Annotated in this window: 18 protein-coding genes and 1 tRNA gene; 12 read left to right on the top strand and 7 right to left on the bottom strand. The window is 35.0% G+C overall.

Features of this window, described 5'->3' with window-relative positions:
• The 3 genes from RC62_RS02835 (at window position 1) to RC62_RS02825 (ending at window position 3,204) form a co-directional block, all read left to right on the top strand.
• Window positions 1–1,953, top strand: a complete 1,953-nt coding sequence (locus RC62_RS02835) for an alkyl/aryl-sulfatase (RefSeq protein ID WP_082421194.1) — start codon at window positions 1–3, stop codon at window positions 1,951–1,953.
• A gap of 198 nt (window positions 1,954–2,151) precedes the next feature.
• Window positions 2,152–2,529, top strand: a complete 378-nt coding sequence (locus tag RC62_RS02830; RefSeq protein ID WP_055092420.1) for a hypothetical protein — start codon at window positions 2,152–2,154, stop codon at window positions 2,527–2,529.
• 81 nt (window positions 2,530–2,610) lie between these two features.
• A complete protein-coding gene (locus RC62_RS02825; RefSeq protein WP_055092418.1) occupies window positions 2,611–3,204 on the top strand; it encodes a DUF4136 domain-containing protein in 594 nt (197 codons plus the stop codon).
• 414 nt (window positions 3,205–3,618) lie between these two features.
• Here the strand turns inward: RC62_RS02825 and RC62_RS02820 are convergent.
• Window positions 3,619–3,692 (bottom strand) — tRNA-Arg (locus tag RC62_RS02820).
• Window positions 3,693–3,806: 114 nt separating this feature from the next.
• Here RC62_RS02820 and RC62_RS02815 point away from each other — a divergent pair.
• Window positions 3,807–4,319, top strand: coding sequence for an adenine phosphoribosyltransferase (locus RC62_RS02815; protein WP_055092416.1), 513 nt, complete (start codon window positions 3,807–3,809; stop codon window positions 4,317–4,319).
• A 40-nt stretch (window positions 4,320–4,359) separates the two neighbouring features.
• Here RC62_RS02815 and RC62_RS02810 read toward each other — a convergent pair whose 3' ends face one another.
• The 3 genes from RC62_RS02810 to RC62_RS02795 all read right to left on the bottom strand — a co-directional run bounded on the left by RC62_RS02810 (window position 4,360) and on the right by RC62_RS02795 (window position 6,846).
• On the bottom strand, window positions 4,360–5,004 hold the full coding sequence (locus tag RC62_RS02810) for a response regulator transcription factor (protein WP_055092414.1): 645 nt from the start codon (window positions 5,002–5,004) through the stop codon (window positions 4,360–4,362).
• Window positions 4,994–5,779, bottom strand: coding sequence for a sensor histidine kinase (locus RC62_RS02805; RefSeq protein WP_055092412.1), 786 nt, complete (start codon window positions 5,777–5,779; stop codon window positions 4,994–4,996). Before RC62_RS02805 ends, RC62_RS02810 begins: the two co-directional genes overlap by 11 nt.
• Before the next feature lie 626 nt (window positions 5,780–6,405).
• The gene (locus RC62_RS02795; RefSeq protein ID WP_055092408.1) at window positions 6,406–6,846 is read right to left on the bottom strand and encodes a hypothetical protein; all 441 of its coding nucleotides are present in this window, start codon (window positions 6,844–6,846) and stop codon (window positions 6,406–6,408) included.
• A gap of 284 nt (window positions 6,847–7,130) precedes the next feature.
• Here RC62_RS02795 and RC62_RS02790 point away from each other — a divergent pair, with 284 nt between their 5' ends.
• The 6 genes from RC62_RS02790 to RC62_RS02765 all read left to right on the top strand — a co-directional run bounded on the left by RC62_RS02790 (window position 7,131) and on the right by RC62_RS02765 (window position 12,648).
• On the top strand, window positions 7,131–7,982 hold the full coding sequence (locus RC62_RS02790) for a hypothetical protein (RefSeq protein ID WP_055092405.1): 852 nt from the start codon (window positions 7,131–7,133) through the stop codon (window positions 7,980–7,982).
• A 20-nt stretch (window positions 7,983–8,002) separates the two neighbouring features.
• Window positions 8,003–8,407 (top strand): hypothetical protein, encoded by a 405-nt coding sequence (locus RC62_RS02785; protein ID WP_055092403.1) that lies wholly within the window; start codon window positions 8,003–8,005, stop codon window positions 8,405–8,407.
• 17 nt (window positions 8,408–8,424) lie between these two features.
• Window positions 8,425–9,147, top strand: a complete 723-nt coding sequence (locus RC62_RS02780) for a hypothetical protein (RefSeq protein ID WP_055092401.1) — start codon at window positions 8,425–8,427, stop codon at window positions 9,145–9,147.
• A gap of 65 nt (window positions 9,148–9,212) precedes the next feature.
• On the top strand, window positions 9,213–9,740 hold the full coding sequence (locus RC62_RS02775; RefSeq protein ID WP_055092399.1) for a hypothetical protein: 528 nt from the start codon (window positions 9,213–9,215) through the stop codon (window positions 9,738–9,740).
• Complete coding sequence (locus RC62_RS02770) at window positions 9,724–11,397, top strand: S8 family serine peptidase (protein WP_082421193.1); 1,674 nt, start codon at window positions 9,724–9,726, stop codon at window positions 11,395–11,397. Before RC62_RS02775 ends, RC62_RS02770 begins: the two co-directional genes overlap by 17 nt.
• Window positions 11,398–11,409: 12 nt before the next feature.
• The gene (locus tag RC62_RS02765; protein ID WP_055092395.1) at window positions 11,410–12,648 is read left to right on the top strand and encodes a peptidoglycan-binding domain-containing protein; all 1,239 of its coding nucleotides are present in this window, start codon (window positions 11,410–11,412) and stop codon (window positions 12,646–12,648) included.
• 56 nt (window positions 12,649–12,704) lie between these two features.
• Here RC62_RS02765 and pheT read toward each other — a convergent pair whose 3' ends face one another.
• A complete protein-coding gene (pheT, locus tag RC62_RS02760) occupies window positions 12,705–15,125 on the bottom strand; it encodes a phenylalanine--tRNA ligase subunit beta (protein ID WP_055092393.1) in 2,421 nt (806 codons plus the stop codon).
• Between the two features lie 274 nt (window positions 15,126–15,399).
• Between pheT and RC62_RS02755 the strand changes: the two genes are divergently transcribed.
• Window positions 15,400–16,905 carry an aldehyde dehydrogenase family protein gene (locus RC62_RS02755; RefSeq protein ID WP_055092928.1) on the top strand — a complete coding sequence of 502 codons (1,506 nt, stop codon included), beginning with the start codon at window positions 15,400–15,402 and terminating at the stop codon, window positions 16,903–16,905.
• Between the two features lie 76 nt (window positions 16,906–16,981).
• A complete protein-coding gene (locus RC62_RS02750; protein WP_055092391.1) occupies window positions 16,982–17,356 on the top strand; it encodes a DUF779 domain-containing protein in 375 nt (124 codons plus the stop codon).
• A 372-nt stretch (window positions 17,357–17,728) separates the two neighbouring features.
• On the opposite strand, the gene RC62_RS02745 is transcribed toward RC62_RS02750, so the two are convergent.
• Window positions 17,729–18,652, bottom strand: coding sequence for an AraC family transcriptional regulator N-terminal domain-containing protein (locus RC62_RS02745; RefSeq protein WP_055092390.1), 924 nt, complete (start codon window positions 18,650–18,652; stop codon window positions 17,729–17,731).
• Between the two features lie 71 nt (window positions 18,653–18,723).
• Window positions 18,724–19,587: a bestrophin family protein gene (locus RC62_RS02740; protein ID WP_055092388.1), complete on the bottom strand. Its 864-nt coding sequence runs from the start codon at window positions 19,585–19,587 to the stop codon at window positions 18,724–18,726.
• Window positions 19,588–19,611 lie beyond the last annotated feature (24 nt).

Genomic DNA, 19,611 nt, shown 5'->3' with positions numbered 1-19,611 from the left:
ATGAAAAAAATAATTTTATGCTGTTCGCTTATGCTCGCAGCAGCGGCAGCAGCCCAGAATCAACCAAAAAGTAATCCGCCGACTTCATACACTATAGCGGCTAATAAAGCATTGTACGATTATCTGGATTTTAAGGACCAGACAGATCTGAAAAATGTAAATAAAGGTCTAATTGCTGCTTATCCGCAGGATACTATTGGCAGATTTTATAATTTTAAACAGTTTGATTTCCTTAAAGGTACTGCACCTGAAAGCGTTAATCCGAGTTTATGGAGACAGAGCGGATTTAACGCGACGGCCGGGTTATTTAAAGTAAGCGAAGGAATCTATCAGATCAGAGGATTTGATCTCGCCAATATGTCGGTGATCAGAGGAAAAACAGGATGGATTATCATAGACCCGCTGACAGTTAAAGAAACAGTAGAGGCAGGAATGAGGCTTGTTAGGAAACATTTAGAAGACCTTCCTGTTACTGCCGTGATTGTTACGCACAGCCATATGGATCATTTTGGAGGAATGCGCGGTGTGGTTAATGAAGATGATGTAAAATCGGGCAGAATAAAAATATATGCTCCGGAAGGTTTTCTGGAACACTCAGTAAGCGAAAATCTGATTGCAGGGAACGCCATGACCAGAAGAGCAATGTATATGTACGGAAATTTACTTCCTAAAAGTGCTACAGGTTCCTTAGGTTCCGGGCTTGGAACTACAACTGCATCGGGAACTGCAGGAATTCTGGACGGAACGGATATTATTTCCTCAAAGGAGGGTGAAACCAAAATAATTGACGGAATTAAATTTGAGTTTGTTTATACACCCGAATCTGAAGCGCCAGCTGAAATGATGTGCTATCTGCCAGATTATAAAGCTTTCATGCAGGCAGAAGTTGTAAATCATACGCTTCATAACCTTTATACTTTAAGGGGGGCGCAGGTGAGAAACGGCCAGAAATGGAGTATGTATATTGATAAGGCTATTGATAAATGGGGAAAAGACGCGCAGTTTTCATTTGGATCGCATCACTGGCCTACATGGGGGAATGCTGAAGTGGTGGATTTTCTGGAAAACCAGAGAGATCTGTTCAGATTCATTCACGATCAGACCGTGAGGATGGCAAATGAAGGGATGAATCCTGTGGAAATCGCAAACACTTTAAAACTGCCTAAGCAGCTCGATACCCAGTTTTCAAACAGAGGATACTACGGAACGGTAAGCCATAATGCAAGAGCGCAGTACCAGTTGTACTTTGGTTTTTTTGACGGTAATCCCGCTAACTTAAATCCGCTGCCTCCGGTAGAAGAAGGACAGAAGTACGTAGAGTTAATGGGAGGCAGCGAGAATATTCTGAAAAAAGCGAAAGAGTCTTATGATAAAGGAGAATACCGCTGGGTGGCAGAAATAGTAAATCATGTGGTTTTTGCAGAACCTAAAAATCAGAAAGCCAGAAATCTGCTTGCAGATGCTTACGAACAGATGGGATATCAGGCTGAATCAGGACCATGGCGTAATTTTTATCTGACCGGGGCACAGGAACTCCGCTATGGCAAGAAAGTTTTTAAAAATTCTTCCGCATCCAACCCGGATATGGTAAACGGGATGTCTTCAGAGATGTTTTTCAACTATCTGGCTATGCGTTACAAAGGGACTGAAGAAAATACAGATAAGTTCAATTTTAATTTTGAATTGACCGATACAAAAGAAAATGTAGGGCTTGTAATCAGCAATGGCACGGTGAGTACCAGAGTTGGAAGCCCGATAAAAGATAAAGTTACTGCTACAATTACCGGACCTAGAAAAGCACTTATGGCTCTCACAGGTGAAGCGCAGGATGTAACCGTAGATCAATTGTTATCAAAAGGAGTACTAAAAGTAACGGGTAATAAAGAAGCCTTCAAAAAGTTTATTGGTAACATTGAGAATTTTGATGTATGGTTTAATCTTATCGAACCTTAATCACAGGCGTTAAATTACGAAAGATCAACAGTAAAGCTGGGTTGATAAAACCCAGCTTTTTTATTTTTAGATCTATAATACATTTAAAACTTGTTTTTTTGAAAATACATTTCAGATACAGACTTTAAAGGGTCTGTCTGCATTTTAAAATATAATAATACGGCATGCTCCATTAGAAATTTTATAAACTCAATGATTATGAAAAATAAATTATTTATCGTTTTATTATTAACCGCAGCAGTATCTTATTCCCAGGAACATTATTATGAAACGGCTAAAATTTATGTAAAAAAAGCTGATGGCAGCAGTACAGTGGAAAAACATGATGTTTCAGTAATGCTGAATGAGAACATCAAGCAGTGTACAGTTAGGATTGATTACAAAGAACCGCAGATTTTTAAGATTGTAGACGAAAAAAAAGATGTGCAGACAACAGTTAAGACTTATGAACTGGAGCATGAGGACGGCAGAAAAATAACTTTAGCCATTAAGAAAAAAAGAATAACCGTCACAGCACATACTACAGGAAAGAAGTTTGAAACGGATATAATTTATCAGAAATCAGAAAAAGAATAAAAAACTTTATCTGGTCAGCAGAATAATTTTAGAAACCCAAAAAATATAGATAACGAATATTAATCTTTTAAATTCTACGCCATGAATACGCCAAAAATTAAACTCCCAATCATTTTACTGCTATTAACCGGACTTTTTTACAGCTGTTCGCCTTCTTTAAAGGTTACAACTGATTATGACCGTGATACTAATTTTTGGGAATTAAGAACTTATACTATTTATGATTTAAAAGCTGAGGAAGGGCAGATGAGCCAGCTCAATGTTGACAGGGTAACGAATGCAATCCGCACGGAGATGAATGCGAGAGGTTTTATTGAAACCGCTAAGAATCCTGACGTAAAAGTAAACGCCGTTTCAGTTCTAAAAAATAAGACAGAAGTTGTAGCCAATACCACCGGTTCTGCTTATGTTTATGGAGGAAGATACCGTCCGTATAGATACTGGGGAGGAACTGCTATGGTAGCCGGCTCTGCTAACACCACTTATGATACCTACGACTATGTTGACGGGTCCCTTATTATTGATATTGTTTCGACAAAAACCGGTAAACTGGTCTGGCAGGGGATCGGAAATACAAAGATCAGCAGCAAGCCTGGAAATCCGGACGAACTTGTTGCCGCAGCGATAAAAAAAATGTTAGCAGATTTTCCCCCTGGTGAAGGAAAGAAAAAATAAGAAAACATAAAGCTATTCAGAATGAATAGCTTTTTTTGCTTAACAAATTAGATAATGTATTTAGATTTGTTAATCGTTAGAATGTTTCTAACTAAAAAGCCGTTATAATTCTTCCAAGAATGGCATTCAGGCAGATAAAAACTATGCTGAATTTATTTTGGAATTACTTTATTTAGTATCAAAAATTACGATAAACTAAAAGAGAAAAAAATCCTATATCCTTAACGGGACTTCGAACCATCGTCCAGCTCCGATTAAATCTCAGATAAAGCCACTTTTAGACTGTTTATTTCAAACAGACTAAGAATTCTTTTTGAAAAAATCCAACCACAAATTTTAGGTCGTCAAGGCTTGGAAAACCTACATATTTGTATATAAAAAAAGAGACAACTATTATATAGTTGTCTCCTTAAGTGACCTCGACTGGATTCAAACCAGTAACCTCTTGAGCCGTAATCAAGTGCGCTATTCAGTTGCGCCACGAGGCCTTTTTGTTATCAATTCAGCTATTTTTCGTAGCTTTGTTGATTGCTTATTGCGGGTGCAAAGATAGGAAGAAATGTGAGATATACAAGAGAAAAATAACATAAAATTAAAAAAAAATGCAGTTAGAAAATTATATACGTGATATTCAGGGTTTTCCAAAAGAAGGAATTTTGTTTAAAGATATAACTCCGCTACTAAATGACCCAATTGCGACAAAAGAATGCCTTAAAATTCTGGTTGAATCTCTTAACGGACAAAAAATAGACAAGGTAGTAGGAGCAGAAAGCCGTGGCTTTTTCTTCGGGATATTATTAGCTCATGAATTAAATGCAGGTTTTGTTCCCGTTAGAAAACCAAAAAAGCTTCCTTACGAAATTATTTCGGCTTCATATGAATTAGAATACGGCACAGACAGCTTAGAAATGCATACAGACGCAATAAAAAAAGGAGACAGGGTTTTGATCCATGACGACGTTTTGGCAACAGGAGGAACCGCTAAAGCAGTTTGTGAATTGGTAGAGAAATTAGGCGGCGAAATTGTACAATGCAACTTTCTAATGGAACTCACTTTCCTGAACGGAAGAGAAAAAATAAATGAACATCCCATTTTTGCAGCTTTAACATACTAAAACAGTATTATATTGATGAAATAAAATTGTCTTAGTAAATTTAAACTAAGACAATTTTATTTTTAATGGCATATAATACCAAGCCTATTCTGGTTTTAATTTCGAGTTTGTCGAACAAACATTCCCTGTAACCATCAATTGTTTTGGGACTCAGACACATTTCTGAGGCAATTTCCTTGTATGTTTTTTCAGTACAGGCGTGTTTTATAAAAATGATTTCCTTGTCTTTTAAGTTTACTTTTGCGGTGTCATTATTGGCTTTTTTTACCAACATGCCAGACACTAATTCAGTAAAATAAAATCCTTTTTCGATGACAGATGTGATACAGTCCCTAAATATTTCCGGCGATGTATCTTTAAGTAAATAACCTTTGGCACCATTGGTCAGCATTTTTATAATAATTTCTTCATCATCGTTTACAGATAGTGCAATAACTTTAAGATCAGGTCTGTTTTCCTTAATCCATTTCATGGTACTCACACCATCGAGAACCGGCATATTTACATCTAATAATATTAAATCAACATCTGAGTTGGTATTTTCCTGTAAATATGAAATAAAAACTTTTCCGTTTTCAAAGCGGTTGATTACTTCAAAATCTTTAAAACTATTGATCAAAAGCTCCAGTGATTGCGAAAAAAGCAAATGATCATCTACAATAATAATTTTGTTTTTAGGTTTCATTGGGTTTTGTTAAGGGATATTCTAAAGTTACAGTTGTTCCTGATGCGTTTGATTTCATGACTAATAATGCCCCAATTAATTTAGCTCTTAACTTCATGTTGGTTAATCCTAATCCGGGATTTGCTTTGAGCGGATCATATCCAATTCCAAAATCTTTCATTTCCAGATAAAAAACATCTTTTGTTGTCGTAATATTTACTTCAAATAAATCACTGTGAGAGTGTTTTAGGCTATTGTGCATTGCTTCTTGAAAAATGCGATAAATAAACAAATCATGTTCTTCGTTTATATTGGGCAAATCTCCTGTAAAGTTATAATTATATGGAATATTTTTCAACTTTTTTATGCGCTCCAAATCTTGTTTTATTGCTTCTATAAAATTGGTTTGCAATAAGTTGTCTTTATTTATTATTCTTGATAGAATCCGTATTTCGTCCAGGGATTTAGCAAGAATTCCTTTGAGATCTGATAATTCCGGGCTATAAACAGGTTTTCCGCTATCGATATACATATTGAGCTGAAGAATACCAACAGATACAATTTGACCAATATTGTCATGAAGTTCTTTACTGATTTCGCTTAAGGTCTGATCTTTAATTTCGATTCTTGTTTTTATTAACTCCGATTGAAAATACAATTCTGATTCCATTTTTTCGACCAGATACGTATTCTTTTTCTTTAAGAAATAAAAGAATATGACAAGCAGAATCACCAGTAAAGTAAAAAAAACGATACCTAACGAAATTACTAGTAATTGTATTTCTTTTCGCTCCATAAAAATCCAATAATAAAACAACCGTGCATTAGAAAATTTAATATAAATAATACTAAACTAAACACTGATTCGTCTTGTTTAATCAAAAACCATTTTATAGCCAGCATAAAAGGCAAAACCGGTACATGAAAGACAAGAATACCTAATATGTACCAAAAAAATACAGATTTTTTAAAGTTTAAAATTTTATCCGAATTAAAAATCTCTATCAAATATAAACAAGATAATATCATAACTATCAGAACACCAATTGCAAAACTGTAAATGAACGAATGATTGATATCTTCTTTACAATATAAAATATTTAAGATAAAAGAAAATACAAATAGAACCAAACATAAAGCTGCCGTTCCTTTATAATTAATTTTTATCAATAAACTCCTTATAAGCAAGATATAAGAACAAAAAGTAACAAACATATAAAAGTTGAAAACATAATAATTTAATACTCCTGTCCATTCTGTAAAATGGTAGCCAACTATTTCAGTCAGAGCAGAAAACCAAATTAAAACAACTAAAAATTTACCTCTTTTGCCCGGGAGTTTATGCAGCGATATCAGGCCGGTAATACCGGATAATAAAGCGAGATAAACGATATAAAATCTTAGAATTTCAAACATAATTTTTTAATATAATAAAGCTGGCGGTCTTCCAATACTGCCATAATTCATAGGTTCTATAGTCGATATATCCGCATTTTCATCTTCACGTACCAAGGCAAAAGTGTGTATATCATTAGAACCTATAGGGTTGATTCTGTTTTTTTTGCCCGTTGCCGTCAAAAATAACGTCATCAACCCTGCTTTTTCAGCATATTTTTTTTCTTCAGGATACACTCCAAAATAAAAACGGATTCCGTTTACCTTGTAGCCGGTTTTTTCGCCCTGTGTCTTTATATAATATATGTAGTTTTCGAGTTCTTCTAATGAAAACCAAATGGCATTTGCATCTTCTTTTTTTATGTATTTCGCAATAATACTGGCTCTGTACTTCATAAAATTTGAATGTAATTCTTTACCAATTTTTTTGGTAATTAACTGAGTCGGTCTTCCTGGTTCTTTTTTCATAATCTTAAAAATTAAATCATTCAATGGTTAATTGGTTAATGTGTTGTTTTATAGTGTTTTAAATAAAACTTAAATGCAAAATTATTTTAAACTTATAAAGTTTGCAAGGGGAAATATACCCTTTTTTTACAGGGTGAATTTATTTAAAAAATAGGGTTAAAGTGCTGTTTTGTAGTAAATTATAAAAAATCAACTTTACATCGTTCATTTTTGTGCACAAAATGGACAGGCGAAATCTGAAAAGCCTGTTAAAAGAGTAAGAACTAATTGTAATACTAAAAGTTATGAGTTTATATCATGAAGTTTTTCAAGGAGAATCATTCAGCGAAGACAATTATTTTGAAGCTGTACGATATGTTTTAGGTCCTGAATATTCTAATTTGAATGAAAACGAATTAGAAGATGTCCTTTTGTCAAGAGTAGATCAAATGTCTGAAAGTGAAGCCGAAGGATTTTGGTCCAGTTTAGGAAATGTTGCCAGCAGCATTGGTTCCGGAGTTTTGAGAGGAGTTTCGGCAGTTGCTCCCATAGCAGGAACAGCGATTGGCACTTATTTTGGAGCTCCGCAAATAGGCGGTGCCGTAGGAGGATTAGTGAGCAATCTGGCAGGTTCTGCCAGTACGGCATTAGATAATAACCGCCAACAGCAAAGACCGGTACAACCACAACGCAGACCGGCTTATAATAACAGGCCGCGACAAAATCCGTCACCAATTGGGCAGGCATGGAACAATACAACCCGATATCTCGCGGATGCCGGCAGAGCAGCTATTCCTGCTATTCAGCAATATGTACAAAACAATCCCGTACAATTGCGTCCGCAGGCAGCACAGGATATTGGCAGGGTTCAGGGACTTTACAACCAGCTTGGAGGCGTAATTAATAATCCGCAATTTCAAGCCGGACAAGCACAGCAAAGTTTAGGAACCGCAAGTCCAAATGCACCCATCGAAAGCCATTCTTTTGCAGAATTAATCGAAAACGTCAATTACCTCACAGAGAATATTTTATACGAATATTACAACGGAGGATTAATTCCTGCCGAAGATTATTATATCGATCAATACGGTCAGTTTGTAGGTACAAATACACCAAACCGAATAAACCGACTTGAAAATTCTATTGCCAGTTTATAAAATACTTAAAAGTTATACCAATGGATGCTTATATAGAATATTTGAAAGAACATAATCCTGAAATGGCTAAATATTTTGAGTTGATGCAGCCCATGATGGATAAAAAAGAACCGGAAGAGGAAAAAGAAACTCCTAAAATTGATTTGGAACTCGAAGAAAGAGTGAGAAAACTAAAAAAAATCAATCATAAACTTTTTACCATTATCGAAGGGTTAAAATTTCAATTGGAATTTGAATTGAATCAAAACGATGACCTGGCAAAAGCTATTGGCGCCTGTACGGAATGTTTTGGCGAAAATATGGATTGCCCGGAATGTTTTGGAACAGGAAAACCAGGCAATAGTATTCCGGATTTTATTCTTTTTAATAAATATATACAACCTGCAATCCAGAAATATAACAAACATTATTTCAATAAAAATTAACCTTAAAATTTAAAATTATGAATTATTTCGAAAGTTATTTAGATGAAGATTTACTAAATGAAGACTATTATAATGAAGATTTGCTAAGCGAAGATTTATTAGAAAGCTACGATGAAAGTTATGATGAAGCTGCAAAACGCAGAAGACCTTCAGCACGAACTATCAGACCAAATGTAAGTTCTGCTGTTAAGCAAAGATCAAACTTTGGTAAAGCCCTGAGCGGAAGAGCTAATGATTATGCCACTAAAAGTGAGCTGAAAAAATCACTGGATGCAATTTCAAATCAGGTTAATGAACTTAAAAAGACTTCACTTGCCACCAATAAAGCCTTGGTTTCATTAGATCAAAAACACACAGAATTTGCAAAAATCGACGCGAGAAAAGGCGAAAATCAAACCAAGGTCTTAAAGAATATGCAAATGATGAGCATGATGGGATCGCTTTTGAACCAGCCAAAATTAAAACCTGAAAATCTGGAGATTGTAGCAGATACGAAAGATAAAGACGGAAATGTACTGACTACAAAAATCGTTGAAAAATCGAATACAAGTGCTATTTATGTAGATCAAACCTTGTCGCTGTTATTGCCTATGATGACTACAATGGGAGATTCAGGTTCAGGAAAATCAGATAATAATATGATGTTACCATTAGTCTTAATTATGTCTCAACAAAATAAGGACACTACAAACAATAACAACATATTACCGTTGGCAATGGTCATGATGATGAACAAGTAATATTAAAAAAAGGGCAGTTGATACCCAATTGCCCTTTGTTTTTATGAACCTTAAAATATGAAAAGATGAATCCATTTAATTTATTAATCAATTATGTAATAGCAAACAGCAGGGCGAGTTATTATAATGTACCGGGAAATCAGGAAGTGACAAATATGGCGCTTTTGACAGGTATGATTTCAGAAAATCCTTTGCTGAGTTATTTAATTATTGATAACAAAGCAAAATCAGAAGGGGAGAATGTCAGCAGTTCATTAACAATACTAAATACTCCTGTAACTCATGGTATACCTGCATTACCAGCGGCAACATCAGGCACTTCGCAAACTCCGATTAAAGAAGATCCTAAAAAAGAAACTGCTTTGCCTGGTGAAGAAGCTGTTACTATAAAAAACCTGGAGACTTTTAAAAACGAAATTACAACCAGTAATAAAGACTTAGAAGATAAAATACTGAAAGAACTTTCTGGTCTAAAGGATAAACTTGAATCTTTTGATAAAGAAAAAATTGCAATAAATGCGTCTATTGCAACAATCGAAAAAAGATTGGATGAAATCGTAAAACCACCAGAAACTCATGGATCCCAGACTTAAAATTATATTGTATGGTAATCCTGACGAGGACTTATCGTTGCTTATGCGATTAGAGAAAGAAAAAGATTATCCCGAAAATTGCAAAATCATTACCGAATTTGGAAAAATTGTAAGCATCACTACAAAACGCCGTTATCTGCTCTCTATTTACAACAGTAAGAAAGTAAAAAGCTTAAAAGCTCCAACTGTAGTTCCGGCTAATGAAATTACAGAGCAATATCCTGAAAGTGAGGTTTTAGATAAAAAAAATAATGTTTCCGGCGATCCTGTGTCTAATGTTATGTTTGGAATTATCGATTTTGGTTTCGATTTTACGCATCCCGATTTTATTGTAAACGGTAAAACCCGTTTCGAAAATATTTGGGTACAATCAGGTCGGTATGATGGCAATGCATATGGCTACGGAAGAATTATTACCAAAGAGCAGATTAATGACGCTTTGCAAGATGAATTTCCGTTTAAAAAGCTGGGTTATCATCCCGGTAAATCAGATTTATTCGGGAACGGAACACACGGTACGCATGTACTTGGTATTGCTTGTGGCAATGGTGCTGTCGCGACAAAAAGTTTTGCGCCAAATGTTGCTATTACCGCCGTAGATCTGGGATTAAACAACATCAACGGATCAAATTTGTCTTTAGGAGATTCCGTAAAAACATCACACGGATTGCATTTTTGTACCGTTACGGCAAATAAAATGCCGCTTGTAATTAATATGAGCTTAGGAGGTCATGGCGATGCACATACGGGACAAACTTTGCTGGAGCAAATCATAGATCATATTTTGACCACCAGAAAAGGAACGGCGATTGTGCAAAGTACAGGAAACTATCATCAGGCAAATGTTCATACCTATGGCGATATAAAACATAATCAAAAAGTCAAAATTCCGTGGATGTTTAAGAAAAATGACCGCACGCCAAACGAAATGGAAATTTGGTATCACGGAGATGATATTTTGAGCGTGAATATTTATGATGACAATCAGGATTTACTGCTTTCGTCCACACCTTTTAAAGATGAATTAATCATAAAAGATGATGACGAAGTAGGAATCTGCCTGCACAGATGTAATGAGCCCAATACCGGTAAAAATCAAATTAATATTTTGATCAACGGTAAATTAAATTCAAAATTCTGGACAGTTGAACTGGTTGGCAGAACGGTAAAAAACGGAAGATATCATTGTTATATTGAGCGTGACGATGGCGGACAATCTATTTTTTTGCCTGCAATTGCCAATAAAACGCATACCACCAATTCTATTTGTAATTCGAAATACAGTATAGTAGTTGGCGCGTACAATCAGACCGATGAGACAAAAACTATTTTATCTTTTAGCAGTTCCGGACCTACGGCTGACGGAAGGATGAAACCGGAACTTGTTGCGCCTGGCTTTAAGATAAAATCATCGTGTTCATCTTCAAGTCGGGAAAACAGGGCATCTAATAAGCTGACTTCTAAAAGCGGAAGCAGTATGGCCGCGCCTTATGTTGCTTCTCTGGTAATGAAAATTCTCGAAAAAGAGCCGGAACTGGACATTATTGCGATCAGGAAAAAACTTTTTGCAGCTTGTGATACCGCTTTTTTCAAAGAAAATAATTTTGAGGTTTTCAGGGCCGGACACGGTTATATAAATCCTAATAAAATAACATAAATCAGGAATAAAATGGAAAATTTAGTTTCGAATATCCCAGTTATACAAAATAGAAATCCTGCAAATGCGCGCAGGATATTAAATAATAGTGTTGGATTAAATGCTGTCAATGATCCCGCAGATGTATTGCAAATTCAAAATTATCTCAAAGCATTAGGATATCCAGTTCAAAATAATGGCAGTATTGCAAACAGTCAAACAGATAATACGATTATTTCTATTTTAAATTTTCAGGCAAATAACAACATTCAGGTTACAGGAATTATAAATCCAAATGACCAGACTTATAATACGTTGAAACAATTAAACAGTGCAAGTATTTCATTAACTGAAGAAGTAGATGAATCCCTGCATCAGCCTTTTATTACCAATTCGTTTATTTTTAGGCGCAATGCCGGAAATGCGAATACGCTTAATGTAATTTTCGAAGGTGATTCGTGGCTGGATTATCCGGTTCCCAGAGTTTTAGATCTGTATGATACCATTACAGATCGCAATCAAAGACTTAACCTGAATTGTCTGCACTTGGCTAAATTTGGAGAAACAACGTCACAGATGTATGCTGACAGAGCAAATTTTGTACAATATATAAGCGGTTATCGTATTGACCGAATTTATTTTAGCGGAGGCGGAAATGATGTTTTTCCTCAACTGGGCAGAATTCTAAATGCTGGAGTCACTTTGTTTGACGCTTCTTTTTTTACAGATACAGCAAAGCTGAATGAACTAAAAAGCATGTCTTCCGGCGATTCCTTATATCAAAAATGCATTCGGTATAAAAGATATTTAAATACTGCAACATTTGACGCAGCTCTTTTTAATACGGTTAATCTCAACAGGATTTTTACTGTTATAATGCGAAATTACCTTGGTTTTGGCAGTATAATAAATACGCATGCTACACCCAATACGATATTTTACATGCATACGTATGATTATCCGTTGTTTAAACTGGGAGTAAGACCTTCAATAATAGGAGTAGATTTGCCTTTGGGGCCGTGGATAAAACCTGTTTTTGACCGATTGGGAATTACAGATGAAATTTTAAAAGCTTATATCATTATACGTCTGCTGGACAAGTTTTATGCGCTTTTATTGCAAATTAAAAATCATTTTAATTATTATGGTTATCGTTTTCAATGCAGGATAATAGATTACCGCGGACTTTTAAATTCTTCTGAATACTGGAGGGATGAGATTCATCCTAATTCTGTTGGAGCGCGAAGATTGTCGACGCGAGTTAATTTTTAAAAATAGAAAACCCGACTTTATAAGGTCGGGTTTTTATAAATAAAAAGAAACTGGATTTATCTTAAACTTGCTCCAAGCTCAGTCTCAAATGTCTGTTGTAATTTAGACATGATTTTATCAATTTGAGCATCTGTAAGCGTTTTTGTATTGTCCTGAATCGTGAAACTCAAAGCATACGATTTTTTGCCTTCAGGAAGTCTTTCTCCTTCATAAACATCAAATAAATTAACGTCTTTTAAAAGCGCTTTCTCAGATTGTTTTGCCAGGTTATAAATACTCTCATAAGTTATGTTCTTATCGATCAATAACGCTAAATCCCTGCGGACTTCAGGATATTTAGGAATTTCTGAGTATTTAATTTTTCCGGTAATGATTTTTAAAATCAAATCCCAGTTAAAATCTGCGAAATATACATCCTGTTTAATTCCAAAATGTTTTAAGATTGGTTTTTTAACCACACCCATTTCTACCAATGTATCATTGTTGTAACAAATAGCTGTTCCTTCTGAGAAAATATCAGTCTGAACCGGTGCATTAGAAATTTTTTCAATTCCCAAACGGGCTAAAATTCCTTTTACATATCCTTTTAATAAAAAGAAATCAGTAGTTTTTTGAGGATTTGTCCAGCTTTCCTTATTTCTGTTTCCAGAAATTAATAAAGTAAGATGTTTGTGCTCCTCATAACCGTTCAGGTATTTATGGTACGATTTTCCGAATTCGAATAATTTTAAATCAGCATTTTTTCTGTTAATATTATAAGAGATCGCTTCTAAACCTGAAAACAATAACGATTGACGCATGGTAGATAAATCACTACTTAGCGGGTTCAGCATTGTAACATTGTGTTCTTCTTTTAAAACGCTCGATAACTTAGCATAAGAAGCTGTTGTTAAAGAGTTTGCCATCATTTCATGAAATCCCTGAGAATTCAATTGAGAGGCAATTACGTTTTGTACTTTATAATCTTCTGTTCTTGGCGAATTAGAAACCGTTGCATTGAATTTTTTAGAGAAATTGATATTGTTATATCCGTAAACTCTCAAAATCTCTTCAATTACATCAATCTCACGCTGAACATCTACACGATACGCCGGAATTATTAATCCTAAACCAGAATCAGAAACACTGTTTACTTTAATATCTAAAGAAACCAGGATTTTTTTGATCGTATCTTTTGGAATTTCCTGTCCGATAATTTTCGATACATGGCTGAAATTCAATAAAACTGAATAATCTTCTACTTTTTTAGGATATACTTCCACAACATCAGAAGTTATTTTTCCGCCTGCCACTTCCTGAATTAAAAGCGCTGCACGTTTCAATGCATATTCTGTAATAGTGGGATCAATACCTCTTTCAAATCTAAAAGAAGCATCAGTATTCAATTGATGTCTTTTAGCCGTTTTACGAATACTTACGGCATCAAAATAAGCACTTTCTAAGAATATAGTAGTGGTACCATCTGATACGCCTGATTTTTTACCTCCAAAAACACCTGCAATACAAAGCGGACCTTTTTCGTCGCAGATCATTAAATCTTCTTTGTGCAATGTTCTTTCAACATCATCCAGTGTCACAAATTTTGTACCTTCAGGAAGTGTTTTTACAATTACTTTTCCGTTGATTTTTGCAGCATCATATGCATGAAGAGGCTGTCCTAATTCGTGTAGAACATAATTAGTAACATCGACAATATTATTTTTTGGAGTTAATCCAATAGCTTTTAAACGATCCTGTAACCATGCAGGAGATTCCTGAACCGAAATTCCAGAAATTGTTACACCACAATATCTTGGAGCTAAAAGAGGTTCTTCGACATTTACATCAATTTTCAAAGTACGCATGTCAACTCTAAAGTTACTCACAGATGGCGTAATTAATTCTACGTTTACACCGCGTTGAAGCATTCCAGCTCTTAAATCACGCGCTGTTCCGTAATGGCTCATGGCATCAGCACGATTTGGCGTTAATCCAATTTCGAAAACTTCGTCATTAGCAATCTGGAAAACTTCTGCAGCCGGTGTTCCCGGAATTAGCGTTTCATCCAGAATCATGATTCCGTCATGACCTGTACCCAAACCTAATTCATCTTCCGCACAAATCATTCCGTGGCTTTCCTGTCCGCGTATTTTTCCTTTTTTGATAGTGAATTCACCACCATCTTTATCATATAAAATAGTTCCTATAGTAGCAACAGGTACTTTTTGTCCTGCAGCAACATTAGCAGCCCCACAAACAATTTGTATAGGAGCTTCTAAACCAATATTTACTGTTGTAATATTTAATCTGTCAGCATCCGGATGTTTTTCGCAAGTAAGTACGTGTCCTACAACAACTCCTTCTAAACCGCCTTTAACTGATTGGTATTTTTCGACAACTTCAACTTCCAGACCCAGATCTGTTAGTAATTCTGAAGTTTGTTCAGATGTCCAGTCTGTTTTAATGAATTGTTTTAACCAGTTGTAAGATATTTTCATGTTAACTTTTTTATTCTTGAATAAGGATACAAATATAAGGATTGCGTGTGGTAGTAAGAAACAATTTATTTGGTTTTTTCGAGCTGTTTTTATTTCATTTAAAACGTGCTGTTATTGAGTAGTTTGTATTTTTAATGCTAATATTTTATTAATTAAAGATTAAAAGTTAGTTATAAAAACGAATCTGTAATTTTTGTGCTACTACATGAATGAAAAGTGCTATTCTGTTTCGATTTATGAAGGTAAATTTGAAATGAATCAAAAAAATATAATTATGAGTACTATAGCGCAAAGACCTGAATTTAAGGCAAAATATGACAATTACATCAATGGTAAATTTACTGCTCCGGTAAAAGGAGAATATTTTGATGTTATCTCTCCAATTGATGGAAAAGTATTTACAAAAGCAGCACATTCAGGTAAAGAAGATCTGGAATTGGCTGTAGACGCAGCTTATGAAGCATTTAAAACCTGGGGGAAAACATCTGTTACAGAGCGAAGTATTTTACTCAATAAGATTGCACAAAAGATAGAAGACAACCTTGAATATATTGCCACTGTTGAAACGATCGATAACGGAAAACCAATTCGTGAAACCCTCGCAGCAGATATTCCGTTGGCAATTGATCATTTTAGGTATTTTGCAGGCGTGATTCGTGCCGAAGAAAGCTCGATTGCTGAACTGGATTCGCAAACAGTTTCAATTGCTTTAAGTGAACCTTTAGGAGTTGTTGCCCAGATTATTCCCTGGAATTTCCCTATTTTAATGGCAGTCTGGAAAATTGCTCCGGCACTGGCAGCAGGAAATACAATCGTTTTAAAACCCGCAGAAAGTACCCCGATTTCTATTTTAGTATTAATGGAATTGATTGGGGATATTTTGCCTCCGGGAGTTCTGAATATTGTAAATGGTTTTGGTGCAGAACTGGGTCGCCCGTTAGTGACAAATAAAAAAGTTGCGAAAGCAGCATTCACAGGTTCTACTACTACAGGACGTCTTGTGATGCAATATGCGACAGAAAATATTATACCTGTTACACTTGAACTTGGTGGGAAATCGCCAAATATCTTCTTTCCTTCAGTAGCAGATCATGATGATGATTTCTTTGATAAAGCAATAGAAGGCGCTGTTTTATTTGCCTTAAACCAAGGTGAAATCTGTACTTGTCCTTCAAGATTATTGATTCACGAAGATATTTATGACAAGTTTATTGCTAAAGTAATCGAAAGAACCGAAGCGATTATCGCAGGAAACCCATTAGATAAATCGACAATGATTGGAGCACAGACATCATTAGTGCAAAAAGAAAAAATCATGTCTTATATAAAACTGGGTAAAGAAGAAGGAGCAGAATTGTTGACCGGAGGAGACGAAAACAAATTGGGCGGTGATCTTGAAGGAGGTTATTATATTAAGCCGACTTTGTTTAAAGGACATAATAAAATGAGAATTTTTCAGGAAGAAATTTTCGGACCTGTTCTTGCCGTTACCACTTTTAAAACTACTGAAGAAGCTATTGAAATTGCCAATGATACTATGTACGGTTTGGGTGCAGGAGTATGGACACGTGATGCACACGAAATTTATCAGGTTCCAAGAGCGATTCAATCCGGCCGTGTCTGGATCAATCAATATCATTCATATCCTGCCGGAGCACCTTTTGGAGGTTATAAACAATCCGGAATAGGTCGTGAAAACCATAAAATGATGTTGGGACAATACCGCCAGACAAAAAATATGTTGATTTCTTACGATAAAAAGAAACTTGGTTTCTTTTAATTAGTTATTATGTTGGTTCGAAAAGGTAAGTTTCTGACTTACCTTTTTTTTGTAAATTTAATTAAAAAACAATATCATGATAAAGAGACTTGATGCCACAGAAAATGCTATTGAATTAATAAAAGTCCTAAAAGAAAAACATGGTGATCTTATGTTCTATCAGGCTGGAGGTTGTTGCGAAGGAACGCAGCCACAATGTTTTGAAAAAGGAGGATATTACCAAAGAATGGGAGATGTATGCATTGGAACTATTGAAGATACAGAATTTTGGGTAGATAAGGATTTATTCGAATATTGGAAACATGCCCATTTTACATTGAAAGTAATTGATGCATTTGGAGTAGGAGGTTTTTCATTAGAAACCCCATTAAAAAAAACATTTCAAATTGAATACCGCATTTTTACCGAAGAAGAAGAAAAAGATTTAGAACCGGTTAGTTTTATAGATTGAGGAAAGGTTCAAAGGTTCAAAGCGACAAAGATTGACCGTAGAGACGCACAGCAGTGCGTCTAACATATGATATGGAAATTGGTGATAGTTGCAAAGCGACAAAGATTGATCGTAGAGACACACAGCAGTGCGTCTAACATATGATATGGAAATTGGAGATAGTTGCAAAGCGACAAAGATTGATCGTAGAGACGCACAGCAGTGCGTCTAACATAAAATATAGATAATTGGAACGTACACGCACTGCTGTGCGTCTCTACGATAAACATTGTGAAATAAACATTGTGAAATAAACGTTGTAAAATAAATGTTTTGAAAGAACATTATAAAAGAACCTTTGTCCCTTTGCAACTCTGAACCTTTGAACCTCCCTTAGTTAATATACAACAACTGATATTGCTTCGGTGTAATTCCTTCGTGCTTTTTAAACAATCTTATAAAGTAATTAGCATCTTCAAAACCCGATAAATAGCAGACTTCATTAATTTGTATTCCGGGGTTTCTGAGCAATTTCTTGGCATGTTTTATTTTTTCATTCAAAACATACTCGATCGGACTCATGCCTAATTCGCGTTTAAAGAAACGATAAAAAGATGCTGTACTCATACAGGCTTTTTCACTCAGGCTTTTCAGGTTTATATTTTCCTTTAAATTAAGTTTAATAAATTCCGTGACTTCAAAAATGGGATTATTGGTTTGAATCGCAATTCCTTCGTCAATAGATTTTACAGTTTGTGTTTGTATGATTCTGATAAGTAATTCCTGCAAAGTCAAATCTGCAAGGGCATCTTTTGTGATCGAAGTACTCATGCATTCCTTAATAAGTTTATTGACCGTCGTTGCAAGATCTACATTATTATAAAAGAAATAATTTTGATAATTCAATTGCCAATACGCGTCGATACCTTCTTTAGGATAACGTTCGTTCAAAAAATTCAAAGTATCATTTATCTTCGACTTATCAATTGCTAAAGCAAGGCATTGTGTTGGGTTTTCTCTGGATGCTTCCGGAAAATCAATTTTCATTTCTACGTTTGACGGAATAACAACTGTTTCTCCGGGTAAATAATCAAATCCGGGTTCATCAAAGAGATGCATTACTTTTTTACCTCTCAACATACTGGTGACCACAAAATCATTGAATTTTAGCGGAACAAGCTTAGAAGATTCATATGTTTCAAAAATATTTAATTCACAATGATTCAGCGTATAAACCGTCCTGTTTTCGACTAGTGTTTTTAATGATTTTTCATTCGACAATTGAGGAGGATGGATCAAAGCACGTTGATTATTCATTGCGATTAAATTTTAAGTGGGTCTTTAAAATTAATCAAAAAAGAAATAGCAAGCTGAGATTTAACGTTTTATTAGATTAATTCTTCAACGTGTTTTTTGATATTTTCCGCGATTTTTTTTGTTGGCAGATCATTTTCATCATCACCAAACGGATCTTCGATTTCTTCTGCAATAAGCTCAAGACTCGCCAGTACATAAAAAATAAAAACAACCACCGGAGCTACGAAATATCCCAGGCTAATCGAGTAGCCAAATGGCAATGTCATGATGTAAAAGAAAATAAATTTTTTGATAAAAGCGCTGTAAGAGTAGGGAATAGGTGTATTTTTTATTCTCTCGCAAGCCCCGCATATATCTGTAAAAGATTGCAGTTCTTCATTTAAAATTATCAGTTGATCCCCGGTAATTTTTTTAGCCTCGTACAAATCATTGATTTTATGAAACATCATTCTTTTTACCTGATTGGGCTTGTGTTTATGATGATCGATTTCTAAATCTACGTCTTCAAAAAGCTGTTTGCTGGTTTCAGAATCATGAAGATGTTTTTGCAGGATTGAAGCATATGTGGGAATGAATTTTCTGAAAAATTTCCGATCATTTTCATCCTTAAGCATTGCAGAAAGTTTAATAGCCAGATTACGGCTATTATTAACAAGACCTCCCCATAGTTTTCGACCTTCCCACCAGCGATCATATGCAGTATTGGTTCGAAAAACAAGCAATAATGAAATTACAAAACCAAGCATTCCGTGCATGATTGGAATATTATGGATATAATCATTTTTTCCAATCTTAAAATATTCTACTTCAAGATAACCAACTAAAGCAGAATAAACTCCTATAGCAATCATAACCGGAAGCAGCTTTCTAACGGTATCTGATTTATGAAAATGAAAAATAAAAGTAAACCAATCTTTGGTATTATATGAGATCATTAAGTTTGTTTTGAAACAAATTTA

The sequence above is a fragment of the Flavobacterium aquidurense genome (genome assembly GCF_001404985.1).
Classification (GTDB): Bacteria; Bacteroidota; Bacteroidia; order Flavobacteriales; family Flavobacteriaceae; genus Flavobacterium; species Flavobacterium aquidurense_B.
The sequence above is the reverse complement of the archived record's forward strand: the minus strand, read 5'-3'. Positions and strand labels throughout refer to the sequence as shown.

What these genes read in the sequence shown, in the direction of transcription:
- RC62_RS02780 (WP_055092401.1), top strand. Translation starts at nt 8,425, where the DNA reads ATGAATTATTTCGAAAGTTATTTAGATGAAGATTTACTAAATGAAGAC.
- RC62_RS02810 (WP_055092414.1), bottom strand. Translation starts at nt 5,004, where the DNA reads ATGAAACCTAAAAACAAAATTATTATTGTAGATGATCATTTGCTTTTT.
- RC62_RS02830 (WP_055092420.1), top strand. Translation starts at nt 2,152, where the DNA reads ATGAAAAATAAATTATTTATCGTTTTATTATTAACCGCAGCAGTATCT.
- pheT (WP_055092393.1), bottom strand. Translation starts at nt 15,125, where the DNA reads ATGAAAATATCTTACAACTGGTTAAAACAATTCATTAAAACAGACTGG.
- RC62_RS02815 (WP_055092416.1), top strand. Translation starts at nt 3,807, where the DNA reads ATGCAGTTAGAAAATTATATACGTGATATTCAGGGTTTTCCAAAAGAA.
- RC62_RS02745 (WP_055092390.1), bottom strand. Translation starts at nt 18,652, where the DNA reads ATGAATAATCAACGTGCTTTGATCCATCCTCCTCAATTGTCGAATGAA.
- RC62_RS02740 (WP_055092388.1), bottom strand. Translation starts at nt 19,587, where the DNA reads ATGATCTCATATAATACCAAAGATTGGTTTACTTTTATTTTTCATTTT.
- RC62_RS02790 (WP_055092405.1), top strand. Translation starts at nt 7,131, where the DNA reads ATGAGTTTATATCATGAAGTTTTTCAAGGAGAATCATTCAGCGAAGAC.
- RC62_RS02775 (WP_055092399.1), top strand. Translation starts at nt 9,213, where the DNA reads ATGAATCCATTTAATTTATTAATCAATTATGTAATAGCAAACAGCAGG.
- RC62_RS02795 (WP_055092408.1), bottom strand. Translation starts at nt 6,846, where the DNA reads ATGAAAAAAGAACCAGGAAGACCGACTCAGTTAATTACCAAAAAAATT.
- RC62_RS02755 (WP_055092928.1), top strand. Translation starts at nt 15,400, where the DNA reads ATGAGTACTATAGCGCAAAGACCTGAATTTAAGGCAAAATATGACAAT.
- RC62_RS02825 (WP_055092418.1), top strand. Translation starts at nt 2,611, where the DNA reads ATGAATACGCCAAAAATTAAACTCCCAATCATTTTACTGCTATTAACC.
- RC62_RS02750 (WP_055092391.1), top strand. Translation starts at nt 16,982, where the DNA reads ATGATAAAGAGACTTGATGCCACAGAAAATGCTATTGAATTAATAAAA.
- RC62_RS02765 (WP_055092395.1), top strand. Translation starts at nt 11,410, where the DNA reads ATGGAAAATTTAGTTTCGAATATCCCAGTTATACAAAATAGAAATCCT.
- RC62_RS02835 (WP_082421194.1), top strand. Translation starts at nt 1, where the DNA reads ATGAAAAAAATAATTTTATGCTGTTCGCTTATGCTCGCAGCAGCGGCA.
- RC62_RS02770 (WP_082421193.1), top strand. Translation starts at nt 9,724, where the DNA reads ATGGATCCCAGACTTAAAATTATATTGTATGGTAATCCTGACGAGGAC.
- RC62_RS02805 (WP_055092412.1), bottom strand. Translation starts at nt 5,779, where the DNA reads ATGGAGCGAAAAGAAATACAATTACTAGTAATTTCGTTAGGTATCGTT.
- RC62_RS02785 (WP_055092403.1), top strand. Translation starts at nt 8,003, where the DNA reads ATGGATGCTTATATAGAATATTTGAAAGAACATAATCCTGAAATGGCT.